Here is a 10,941-nt window from a genome sequence, read left to right as displayed (position 1 = left end):
GACGCAGGCCGGGCATCGGAAACGGCTTTCGTCGGCGGGATCAATCCCACTTTTTCGGTCGTCGAACCGGGACATATGGGTGAGCGGCAACGTCACGATATCTATGTCGAGGTCACGGGTCCGTCCGCTAGCGATGTGCATCACAATTTCGTGCAGCGATGGAACGAGGCCAGCGAGCGAGACGCGCCATTGGGCGTCTGGGGGCATGAAGGCGATGAGCGTTTGCCATTTCCTTTAAAGCTATCCGATGCACGCGGCAGCAGCGTTGTTCAGATTCAACGCAACGTGCATGCGGGTTGTTATCGCGAGTCTCATGCTGCGCCGGGAAGCGCTGCGCATCAAATCGATATCGCCCGCGGCGAGCGCTCGATCACCGATCAATACGTGCTGGCGATCAACGCGGCTCGCCGCTCCCTTTATCTGGAAAATCAGGCGCTGCCTGTGCCGGAAATCGCCTCTGCGCTCGAGGAAGCGCTCAAACGAGGCATACATGTAGTGCTTCTAGTGCCGGGTGAGCCGGAGGAATATGTCGGCCTGTGGCGACGGCGCCCCGAGCACAAACCGTTTTTTGACCGGCTGGAAGCGCTCGGTCAATACGATCATTTCACGCTGGCGGGCATCGCCGGAAGAACGCAATCCGGTGGCCGGAAAATCATCTACGTTCACGCAAAGATCATGCTGATCGACGACGCACGGGAGGCCGTTGGTTCATGCAACCTGCATGTGAATTCCCTGTTCGGGCACAGCGAGATGAACGCGGCGGTGTGGGATGGTGAGGTGGTGCGCGCGCTGCGCCGTCAGCTTCTGCTCGAACACCTGGGGCAGGATACCGGGCACCTGGACGACCAGTCAGCGATGCGGCTCTTTCAGCGTATTGCCCGTGAGAATACTGCCCGATGGCAGGCCGGTGATGTTCATTTGCATGGTCTTGCATGCAGCCTGAATCCCGCGACGTTTGGTGAATCGCAAGCGCGTTAGAGGACGCAAGTGTTGTTCGTCGAAAGGTCGACTAACGCGCCGAGTAATCACACCCAGAACAATCCGGACGCACTGCATTCAGCGCGAATGAAATCCGCTATGAGCTTGACCCGCGCTACATCGTGCGAGTCCGCATGCGTGACCAGCCAGTAGGAGCGGCTGAGCGAAATTTCATCGGGGAGAATGCGCACGAGGGTCCGATCCGTGCGGGCAATAAAGCACGGCAGCACACCAATCCCTGCGCCGCCGCCCACTGCCGCAGCCTGACTTATCACATTCGAAATCCGCACGGACGGCGTCAGCGATGTAGAGATCTGCGACAAGTAATCGAGCTCCGCGCTCCACATCAAATCTTCCACGTAGCCGATCCACGGATGATTGAAGATATCCTGAAACGTGGTGATGGGCGCATGCGTATCGAGGTATCGAGGCGACGCATAAACCCCAAGGGAATAGTCGTTGAGCTTATGTGCATAGACTCTTCCCTGACTTGGGCGCGTCATGCTTACTGCAATATCGGCTTCGCGTTTTGACAAACTGAACATGCGCGGATTAGCGACCAGTTCTATCTCCAGGTCGGGGTGCATGGCGGTCAGCTTCGCAATTCTCGGCGCAAGAAAATAGGTGCCGAATCCTTCAGGCGTACCGACCCTGACCGTGCCCGTCAATCCAACCGATGGATCGCCCAGGCGCGCGTTGATGCGCAAAGCCAGGCTTTCCATTGCCTCAGCATCGGTCATCAACCGCTCCCCTTCGGGCGTCAGCAAAAAGCCGACCGAACGCCGCTCGAATAGCTGAACGCCAATGCTTGCTTCGAGCGAAGCAACGCGCCGGCTTAGCGTGGAATGGTCCACGCCCATTTGCTGCGCTGCGACAGTGAGGCGTCCCGCGCGAGCAACGGCGAGAAAGGCTTGCAGGGAATCCCAATCAAATCGTCGCATGGGGATTTTTGCACAGCGCGGTTGTGGAATTGCCCATTCTATTGCAAAAAATTGGCTGCTATCTTGGCTTCATGTCCTTCCCCGATGAAGGCACGCGGTTCGGTCCTGACATGCAAACGCAGTCGAACCGCATTTCAACCGTATGAATAAAGGAGACAGCATGTCGCTTATCGCGAAGCTCGAAGCTCGGGCCCAGGCAGGGCGTCCCGTCAGAGTAGGGCTGATCGGCGCGGGTAAATTCGGATCCATGTACCTGTCGCAGGCACCGCGTACGCCGGGCATTCATCTGGTTGGCATCGCCGACCTTTCTCCGGCGCGGGCACGCAGCGCGATGCAACGTGTCGGCTGGGAAGAAGCGCGTTATTCGGCGAGTTCGTGGGCGGAGGCCTTGCGCAGCGGTTCGACCTTCATCACCGACGATGCCGATGCGATGATCGCAAGCGACCACGTCGATATAGTCATAGATGCAACAGGCAGCCCCGCAGCGGGCATCCATCACGCGCTACTGTGCTGCAAGCACAAGAAACACATCGTGATGGTCAACGTTGAAGCCGACGTGCTTGCCGGTCCGCTACTTGCGCGGCGCGCGGCAGAGGCGGGCATCATCTACTCGATGGCATCGGGCGATCAGCCCGCGTTGATCGCGGAACTGGTGGACTGGGCGCGCACGATCGGCTTTAACGTCATCTGCGCCGGCAAGGGCACCAAGTATTTGCCGGTCTATCACCAGTCGACCCCCGACACCGTCTGGAGCTATTACGGCTTCACCGAAGAGCAGGTGGCTTCAGGCGATTTCAACGCGCAGATGTTCAACTCCTTCCTCGACGGCACGAAGTCGGCGCTCGAAATGGCGGCGGTATCGAACGCATGCGATCTGCGTCCGCCGCCCGACGGCCTGGCGTTTCCCGCCTGTGGCGTCGACGACCTGCCTGAGTTGCTGCGCCCGGCCTCCGAGGGCGGAATCCTTCCGCATCGCGGCAGCGTGGAAGTGGTGTCGTCGCTTGAACGCGATGGACGCCCCGTGTTCCGCGACTTGCGCTGGGGCGTCTATGCCGTTTTTGAAGCGCCCTCCGATTACGTCCGCGACTGCTTCGCGCAATACGGCCTCAAGACTGACCGGAGCGGACGTTTCGCGGCCATATACAAGCCGTATCACCTGATCGGTCTCGAACTCGGGGTGTCGATTGCAAGCATTGCGGTGCGTGGCGAGGCCACGGGCGCGACCACGGGGTTCCACGGCGACGTTGCGGCCACTGCTAAGCGTGACCTGCGAGCAGGCGAAAGGCTGGACGGCGAGGGCGGTCACACCGTCTACGGCAAGCTGATGCCCGCGGTGGACTCGCTGCTGCACGGTGCGCTGCCCATTGGGCTCGCGCACAACATGGTGTTGCAGCGCCCGGTGGCGGCAGGGAAACCGGTTCGCTGGAGCGACGTGGCCTTCGACGCCACCAAGGAAGCGGTGCGCGTACGTCTCGAGATGGAGGCGCTGTTCCGCAAGGAGCTTGGGGTAGAGGTGGCCACCGAAAAACTCGCATCGTAGTTGCATCATAAGCATCCCTGATCGATGGCCGGGTATCCGCCCGGCCGCACTCTATAACGTCCGGTAAAGGACGACGGAGGAGACATGAGCCATATCAGCGAAACCCTATTGGTGGCGCCGGCGGCGCGTACCGACGTCTACCGCAAGATCAGCTGGCGCATCATGCCGTTCATCGTGCTGTGTTATTTGTGCGGTTATCTCGACCGGGTGAACGTCGGTTTTGCCAAGTTGCAGATGCTGAACGACCTGCACATGAGCGACGCGGTCTATGGCCTGGGCGCGGGCATCTTTTTCATCGGCTATTTTATTTTCGAAGTGCCCAGCAACCTGATTTTGCATCGGGTTGGCGCTCGCATCTGGATCGCGCGCATCATGATTACGTGGGCGATCATTTCCGCGCTCACGCTGTTTGTGAAAACACCGATGCAGTTCTACACCGCTCGTTTTTTTCTGGGCGTGGCTGAAGCTGGTTTCTCGCCGGGCATCATGTTGTATCTGACCTATTGGTTTCCCGCGAGAAAGCGGGGCTTCGCGCTCGGTGTGTATTACATCGCGATTCCGCTGTCGGGCGTGGTCGGCGGTCCGTTATCGGGCTGGGTGCTCAGCAGCTTCAGCCATTCAACCGTCATGGCGGGATGGCAGTGGCTGTTCCTGATTGAAGCGCTTCCGGCGCTGCTTTGCGGCATTGCGGTGTTAGCGTTGATGGTCGATCGTCCCACGCAGGCGAAGTGGTTGACCGACAGCGAGAAAGCATTCGTCACGGGAGAGATCGACCGGGAGGATTCAGAGAAGACAACGCATCACAACCTCGGCGCTATTCTCTCCGATCGGCACATCTGGAAACTCTGCGCCGTCTACTTCTGCCAGATCATTGGTTTGTACGGCATCAGCTTCTGGCTGCCGTCGATCATCAAGGACTCGGGCTTAAGTGATGTATCAACGATCGGCTGGTTATCGGCTATTCCCTACCTTGTCGCCATTCCAGCAATCGTGCTCACTGGAATGAGCTCGGATCGCTTCCGCTCGCGCCGGATGCATTTTTCGGTGCTGGCTGTGATCGGCGCAATCGGATTTGCTGCGAGTGGCTATGTCGGTCACCATCCGGCGCTCGCGGTGATCTGGTTGAGCGTGGCTGCTGCGGGCATATTGTCGGCGTTGTCGTTGTTCTGGAGCATTCCGTCGTCGTTCCTTGCCGGTACTTCAGTGGCCGTTGGAATTGCCGGAATCAACTGCGTGGGTAACCTCGCCGGTTTTGTCTCGCCCTATGCGGTAGGGTGGCTCAACGTGACAACACACGACAATCGCATGGGGCTGTATTTTGTGGCCGTATGTCTTCTGCTGGGTGCATTGCTGGTGCGAACCGTCTCGGGGAAACTCGCGGATCGTTGAGGGGGTGGAACTGCTATGTCGGCATGGGTGACTGACGAGAAGACCCTGTCAGTCACCCATGCCGTTGCCAAACCCTGGTCCGGTTAAAGGCGAGCGACATCAATTACTGCATCGGCAAATGCTTTCGGCGCCTCTTGCGGCAGGTTATGGCCGATACCACCGTCGATATTCCGGTGCTGATACTTGCCAGTGAACTTCTTCGCGTAGGCTGCCGGCTCGGGATGCGGTGCGCCGTTGGCGTCGCCCTCCATGGTAATGGTCGGGACAGAAATGGTCGGCGCCATCGCCAGGCGCTTTTCGAGCTCGTCGTATTGCGGCTCGCCCTTGACCAGTGCGAGACGCCAGCGGTAATTGTGAATCACCACCGCGACGTGGTCCGGGTTGTTGAACGACTCAGCCGAGCGCTCGAACGTCGCATCGTCGAAGTTCCATTTAGGCGACGCGGTGTGCCAGATCAGCTTGTTGAAATCATGGCGGTTCGCTTCATACCCCGCTTGACCACGCTCCGTGGCGAAATAGAACTGGTACCACCAGGCCTGCTCGGCCTTAGGCGGCAGCGGCGTCCGGTTCGCTTCCTGGCTGCCGATCAGATAACCGCTCACGGACACCATCGCCTTGCAACGCTCCGGCCACAGCGCGGCAATAATATTGACTGTGCGCGCGCCCCAATCGAAGCCGCCGAAGATAGCCTTGTCGATCTTCAATGCGTCCATCAATGCAATGATGTCGACAGCAACCACAGCTTGCTGGCCGTTGCGAGGCGTATCTGCGGAGAGAAACCGTGTTGAACCATAGCCGCGCAGATACGGCACGATTACCCGGTATCCAGCGGCTACAAGCAACGGCGTGACTTCAGCAAAACTGTAGATATCGTAGGGCCAGCCGTGCAGCAGGATCACGACCGGTCTATTCTGCGAGCCCGCTTCTGCATACCCCATGTTGAGCGCGCCGGCGTGGATCTGGCGAATAGTGTCGAACGAAACACCATGCGTTGCAGCTTGCGTGCCGGCCGCAGGTGCATTCGACTGCGCCTTGGCAAGTCCGCTTAATCCCAACTCCATCAAACTAAACCCTGCAACTGTCGTCCCAAGCAGGCGGCGACGTCGAGTATTGATCTGGTCCGGCATTCTTGATTCTCCTTAAATAGTCGCCACACAAGCGCAACGCATGTGTCGTCTCGCTTGCCGAAGCCAGGCAGTCTGGCCTGAAACCAATAGAACCCGTGGACGTATCTGGCTTGTGTCTGCGAAGAGGGCCAGTGAAACCTCATGTATTCATTGAGGCTGTAGATACATTGAGATACAAAGACGCCCATGCCCCGTAATCAATGAGTGATCCGAATCTATTTGGCGACTTTCAACAACAACCTGGCTTCCAGGCCGCCGTCGGGCCGGTTATGCAGCGATAGCGCTGCGTTCATCGCCAAAGCGAGTTGTCGCGCAATCGCGAGGCCCAGTCCGGTACCGCCCGTTCCGCGGTTGCGCGACTCTTCCACCCGGTAGAAGGGTTCAAACACCGCTTCCAGTGCCTCAGCCGGAATACCTGGTCCGCGGTCGAACACCGAGACCGTCACCTGTCCGTCTTGCGAGGCTGCAACCTTGATCTCTGCCGCGCCACCAAACTTCAGCGCGTTATCGACGAGATTACCTACGATCCGACGCAGCGCCTGCGGGCGCGTCACCAATGGAGCGGCAATGTGTCCCTGCAGCGAGACGTCCTTGCCGGCATCGATATAGTCGAGCACGAGGCTGTCGAGCAGCGCATCCGGATCGATACGCAGCGGCGCCTCACTGGCCCCGTGCATGGTGCGTGCGTAGGTCACGCCTTCCTTGACCATGGTTTCCATTTCGTGCAGATCCTGCTGCAGCTTTGCTCCCTCTGTGCTTTCATCCATGACGTCAAGGCGCAAACGCATTCGGGTAATCGGCGTTTGCAGGTCGTGCGAAATCGCCGCGAGGATCTGCAGGCGCTCAGTCATGTACATCTTGATGCGGTCCTGCATGGCGTTGAACGCTCGCGCCGCTCGCGCCACTTCGTCCGGCCCGTCTTCCGGCAGGCGCTCCGCCTTCAGGTCAGGGCCTAACGTATCGGCCGCGCGCGCCAACTGGCTCAATGGGCGCGTTGCCAGCCGTACCGCCAGCCAGCAGCAGGCGGCCAGCACCACCAGTTGCAGGATAAGCAGCCACGATAACCACGGCGACAGCGGCGCGCCCGGCATAGGACGGTAATCGATTGTCAGCGGCGTGCCGTCGCTCAACTGCAGATGAACCTGCAAGCGTTCAGGGTCCCCCGGGACCGCGTTAGCCGTTAGCGGATAGCGCTTGCCGATGCCGTCTGCAATCGATTGAGCCACCCGCGCGGACAGCTCCGCATCCGGCGGCGCGCCGGTGACTCCAGGCCCCAGAACGAAGGTATAGGTGCGCCGCGCCAGTCTTGGCAGCCACGCGGCGCGTTCATTAGCGGGCAGGTGATCGAGGAGCGCGACGGAGCTCGTGACCTCGCGTTCGATGTAACCCATCATCACGTTATTCATGGTCTGGTCGCGTTCCGTCATGGTGAGCCAGACCGACAGCGTTTGCACCAGCGCAAGGCCGACAAAGAGGATCAGGGCAAGCCTCGCGAACAGCGTGCGTGGCCAATGCAGCAATGCATCGAGCTTCATGGGTTGCCTTCGATCATGGTCACCGCTGCCGAAAATACATAGCCTTCACTGCGCAGCGTCTTGATGTAGCGGGGCTCGCGCGCAGTGTCCTGCAGGCGCTGCCGCAAACGGCTGACCAGCAGATCGATCGAGCGGTCAAACGCATCGGCCTGGCGGCCCTGAGTCAGGTTGAGCAATTGATCCCGCGTGAGTACGCGCTGTGGATGATCGAGGAACACGCGCAGCAAGCGGTACTCCGCGCCGCTGAGGGCCACCATGGTGCCTTCGGCGTCGAGCAGATGGCGCGCAGTGGTGTCGAGCCGCCAGTCGCCGAAGCCGATCATCGGCGCGGATTCTGTCACCTGCATGCCGGGCGGCAGCATGCGGGCGCGGCGCAACACGGAGCGAATGCGCGCGAGCAGTTCACGCACGGCAAACGGCTTGGACAGGTAATCATCGGCGCCCATTTCCAGCCCGACGATGCGATCCGCCTCCTCGCTGCGGGCAGTCAGCATCAATACCGGCACTGCGCGAAACTTGCCCGCGCGTAATTCCCGGCACAGCACCAGGCCGTCTTCGCCGGGCATCATCAGGTCAAGTACGATCAGGTCGGGCGCACCAAGCTCAAGGACTGTGCGCATCTGGCGGCCGTTGGCGGCGAGCGAAACGCGCATGCCGTTCTTCTCGAGATAAGTGGCAAGCAGCTCGCGGATGCCGCGATCGTCGTCGACGATCAGTACGTGGTCGGTGTTTTCCATCAATGGATCAATCCTTCCGACGATTGACGCGCACGCGGGTCACGTTGACCAGCGAACAGTGCACGGGGTGCGCGATTTCCGCTGCAAGTCCGCCCGCCAGGAAGGCGAGAATTGCCATTAGCCGTCTCATGCATCCTCCACGACGGACAGGCTGGCGCCATTGGCCACGCTGGCCTCCAGCGTATACGGGTCGATACCTTCAAGGCAACCGATGTTGGCGCGCCAGAGCTGCGGATCCTTACGCGTCTGGTGGAACGGGTAAATGCCGCAACGCTTGCAGAAGTAGTGCTTCGCCGCGCGCGTATTGAACTGGTATAGCGCTAGCGACTCCTCGCCACTGAGGATCTTTAGTTCGCCGGCAGCGAACGGCGGCGTCATCAACGCGCCTTTGCGCCGGCACAGGCTGCAATTACAACGCGCCGCAGGGGCGACGGCGGTGCGGACTTCAAATTTCACGCTCCCGCAATGACAGGATCCGTGCAGCAGTTGGGTACTCATAGGGCTCTCCGCATTAGGCATGGCTGCTTTATAGCTCACTACGCGCGACGCTTTGTATCCCAATGTATCCGAGCGCTCCGCTGACACAAAACATTGCACCGGGCGGCCCCGGCGACACAAGCCAGATACGAGCGGGCGTTCCAATACAGCCATGCCAACCACTGGAAGGACTGTCATGCTCTCCCGAATCAAAACCGCCGCTACCGTCACCCTGTTTGCTGCAGCCGTTGCAACCGGCGCGGTGGCAATCGCAAGTCTCGTTGCGACTCCCGCGGCTAGCGCTGCCGCAAGTGCCGTTGCAAGTCCGCTTAGCAGCGGCAATAGCGCTCCGGAATTCACCGGTATCGATAAATGGCTCAATAGCGATCCCCTGACCATGCAGCAGCTGCGCGGCAAGGTGGTGCTAGTCGATTTCTGGACCTATACCTGTATCAACTGTATTGACGTACTGCCTTATGTGAAGGCATGGAATCAGAAATATAAGGACCAGGGCCTGGTGGTGGTCGGCGTGCACACGCCCGAGTATCCGTTCGAGCGCAACACGGACAACGTCAAGACGGCCATCAAGCGGCTCGGCATTACGTACCCGGTGGCGCAAGACAATGGCTATGCAACGTGGAACGCCTACAACAACCAGTATTGGCCCGCGTTTTATCTGGTCGACAAGAAAGGGCACGTGGTCTACACGCACTTCGGCGAAGGCGACTACGAACAGACCGAGGCGAAGATCAAGTCCTTGCTGGCGGAAAACTCGTGATTCGACGCGCAATGCCCTCACCGGTCACGCCGCCATTGATTGGAACCTGGCTTCATCGTCATGTGGAGATTTTATGTTAGATAACGTCCTTCCCCCATCGCGGTCTCGCCGTCGCTTTGTTAGCGTGGCTGCGGCGACTCTTGCTGCGGGCTCATTGAGTCGGCTCGCTTTTGCGGAAACTAATCAAACGATTACTGAAGTTGCTAAATCGGCGGGCGGCGACAAGACTGCTATTCGTCCGCTTCGTGTGCACGTGCCGGAAGCACAACTGATGGATCTGCGAAGACGCATTAAAGCGACGCGGTGGCCCGAACGGGAAACGGTCGCCGATGACTCGCAAGGCGTGCCGCTCACGATGATCCAGGAGCTCGCGCGACATTGGTCGACTGACTACGACTGGCGCAAGTGCGAGGCAAAATTGAACGCCTTGCCGCAGTTCGTGACCGAGATCGATGGGCTGGATATTCATTTCATTCATGTTCGCTCGAACCATGAAAACGCGATGCCGCTCATCGTTACGCATGGATGGCCCGGCTCGGTCATCGAGCAGTTCAAGATTATCGATCCGCTGACCAATCCCACGGCACATGGTGCGAGCGCTTTGGATGCTTTTCATCTGGTCATTCCGTCCTTGCCAGGCTACGGTTTGTCCGGCAAACCCACCTCGACCGGTTGGGGGCCGGAGCGCACTGCGCGTGCGTGGGTAGTGCTAATGAAGCGCCTTGGATACGAGAAATTCGCGGCGCAAGGCGGCGATCTGGGCGGGGTTGTCGCCAACGTGATGGCTAAGCAGGCGCCACCGGAATTGCTAGGCATTCACGTCAACTTTCCCGCGACTGTTCCACCCGAGATTGCGAAGGCGCTCCAAGCGGGAGACCCACCGCCGCCCGGCCTGTCGGACGACGAAAAGCACGCCTACGAGCAGCTAAGCAGCGCGGCCAAGAAACGACGCGCCTATGCATTGGAGATGGGCACGCGCCCTCAAACGCTCTATGGACTCTCGGACTCGCCCGTTGCGCTGGCAAGCTGGCTGCTTGATCACGGTGACGGATATGTTCAGCCCGCCGCGGCACTGACTTCGGCCGTATTCGGGCGCTCCGTCAATGGAGAATCCGCGGGCGAGCTGACAAGAGACGACGTGCTCGACGACATCACGCTCTACTGGTTGACGAACACGGGAATTTCCGCAGCGCGCTTTTATTGGGAGTCTCACTTCAACTTCCTGGCCGCCGCCGATGTGTCTGTCCCAGCGGCCGTGAGCGTCTTTCCTCGCGAGAACTATCAGGCCCCGCGGAGTTGGACAGAGCGTGCGTATCACAACCTGATCTACTACAACAGGGTCGATAGAGGCGGGCACTTCGCGGCGTGGGAGCAACCGCAATTGTTTGCCGAGGAGGTTCGGGCGGGTTTGAGACCGCTGCGCGCCTGACGGACAGGAA

The 10,941-nt window shown here is 59.7% G+C and carries 10 protein-coding genes; 5 read left to right on the top strand and 5 right to left on the bottom strand.

Annotated elements, in window-relative coordinates; translation table 11 throughout:
- A partial coding sequence (locus tag JWR14_RS37435; RefSeq protein WP_299719681.1) for a phospholipase D-like domain-containing protein occupies positions 1-978 on the top strand: 978 nt, incomplete at its 5' end.
- 47 nt (positions 979-1,025) lie between these two features.
- On the opposite strand, the gene JWR14_RS37430 is transcribed toward JWR14_RS37435, so the two are convergent.
- Complete coding sequence (locus JWR14_RS37430; protein WP_299719678.1) at positions 1,026-1,919, bottom strand: LysR family transcriptional regulator; 894 nt, start codon at positions 1,917-1,919, stop codon at positions 1,026-1,028.
- Positions 1,920-2,079: 160 nt separating this feature from the next.
- Between JWR14_RS37430 and JWR14_RS37425 the strand changes: the two genes are divergently transcribed.
- Both JWR14_RS37425 and JWR14_RS37420 read left to right on the top strand, forming a co-directional pair.
- The gene (locus JWR14_RS37425; protein WP_299719675.1) at positions 2,080-3,459 is read left to right on the top strand and encodes an SAF domain-containing protein; all 1,380 of its coding nucleotides are present in this window, start codon (positions 2,080-2,082) and stop codon (positions 3,457-3,459) included.
- Between the two features lie 84 nt (positions 3,460-3,543).
- Entirely contained in the window at positions 3,544-4,848 is a 1,305-nt protein-coding gene (locus JWR14_RS37420) for an MFS transporter (protein ID WP_299719672.1), read from the top strand.
- A gap of 83 nt (positions 4,849-4,931) precedes the next feature.
- On the opposite strand, the gene JWR14_RS37415 is transcribed toward JWR14_RS37420, so the two are convergent.
- The 4 genes from JWR14_RS37415 to JWR14_RS37400 all read right to left on the bottom strand — a co-directional run bounded on the left by JWR14_RS37415 (position 4,932) and on the right by JWR14_RS37400 (position 8,745).
- A complete protein-coding gene (locus tag JWR14_RS37415) occupies positions 4,932-5,975 on the bottom strand; it encodes an alpha/beta hydrolase (RefSeq protein WP_299719669.1) in 1,044 nt (347 codons plus the stop codon).
- 215 nt (positions 5,976-6,190) lie between these two features.
- Complete coding sequence (locus JWR14_RS37410) at positions 6,191-7,510, bottom strand: HAMP domain-containing sensor histidine kinase (RefSeq protein ID WP_299719666.1); 1,320 nt, start codon at positions 7,508-7,510, stop codon at positions 6,191-6,193.
- Positions 7,507-8,247, bottom strand: coding sequence for a response regulator (locus tag JWR14_RS37405; protein ID WP_299719663.1), 741 nt, complete (start codon positions 8,245-8,247; stop codon positions 7,507-7,509). The genes JWR14_RS37410 and JWR14_RS37405 overlap by 4 nt, the downstream gene beginning before the upstream one ends.
- A gap of 126 nt (positions 8,248-8,373) precedes the next feature.
- Positions 8,374-8,745 carry a GFA family protein gene (locus tag JWR14_RS37400; RefSeq protein ID WP_299719660.1) on the bottom strand — a complete coding sequence of 124 codons (372 nt, stop codon included), beginning with the start codon at positions 8,743-8,745 and terminating at the stop codon, positions 8,374-8,376.
- Positions 8,746-8,920: 175 nt separating this feature from the next.
- Between JWR14_RS37400 and JWR14_RS37395 the strand changes: the two genes are divergently transcribed.
- Positions 8,921-9,502: a thioredoxin family protein gene (locus JWR14_RS37395; RefSeq protein ID WP_299719657.1), complete on the top strand. Its 582-nt coding sequence runs from the start codon at positions 8,921-8,923 to the stop codon at positions 9,500-9,502.
- Between the two features lie 73 nt (positions 9,503-9,575).
- Positions 9,576-10,931 (top strand): epoxide hydrolase family protein, encoded by a 1,356-nt coding sequence (locus JWR14_RS37390; RefSeq protein WP_299719654.1) that lies wholly within the window; start codon positions 9,576-9,578, stop codon positions 10,929-10,931.
- Positions 10,932-10,941: the final 10 nt, after the last annotated feature.

Origin of the sequence: Caballeronia sp. (genome assembly GCF_028292365.1) — a bacterium.
In the GTDB taxonomy this organism is placed as follows: domain Bacteria; phylum Pseudomonadota; class Gammaproteobacteria; order Burkholderiales; family Burkholderiaceae; genus Caballeronia.
This window is presented reverse-complemented; position numbering and strand designations above follow the sequence as displayed.

Excerpts from the sequence above, each read along its gene's own strand:
- JWR14_RS37430 (WP_299719678.1), bottom strand. The coding sequence starts at position 1,919 with ATGCGACGATTTGATTGGGATTCCCTGCAAGCCTTTCTCGCCGTTGCT.
- JWR14_RS37425 (WP_299719675.1), top strand. The coding sequence starts at position 2,080 with ATGTCGCTTATCGCGAAGCTCGAAGCTCGGGCCCAGGCAGGGCGTCCC.
- JWR14_RS37420 (WP_299719672.1), top strand. The coding sequence starts at position 3,544 with ATGAGCCATATCAGCGAAACCCTATTGGTGGCGCCGGCGGCGCGTACC.
- JWR14_RS37415 (WP_299719669.1), bottom strand. The coding sequence starts at position 5,975 with ATGCCGGACCAGATCAATACTCGACGTCGCCGCCTGCTTGGGACGACA.
- JWR14_RS37410 (WP_299719666.1), bottom strand. The coding sequence starts at position 7,510 with ATGAAGCTCGATGCATTGCTGCATTGGCCACGCACGCTGTTCGCGAGG.
- JWR14_RS37405 (WP_299719663.1), bottom strand. The coding sequence starts at position 8,247 with ATGGAAAACACCGACCACGTACTGATCGTCGACGACGATCGCGGCATC.
- JWR14_RS37400 (WP_299719660.1), bottom strand. The coding sequence starts at position 8,745 with ATGAGTACCCAACTGCTGCACGGATCCTGTCATTGCGGGAGCGTGAAA.
- JWR14_RS37395 (WP_299719657.1), top strand. The coding sequence starts at position 8,921 with ATGCTCTCCCGAATCAAAACCGCCGCTACCGTCACCCTGTTTGCTGCA.
- JWR14_RS37390 (WP_299719654.1), top strand. The coding sequence starts at position 9,576 with ATGTTAGATAACGTCCTTCCCCCATCGCGGTCTCGCCGTCGCTTTGTT.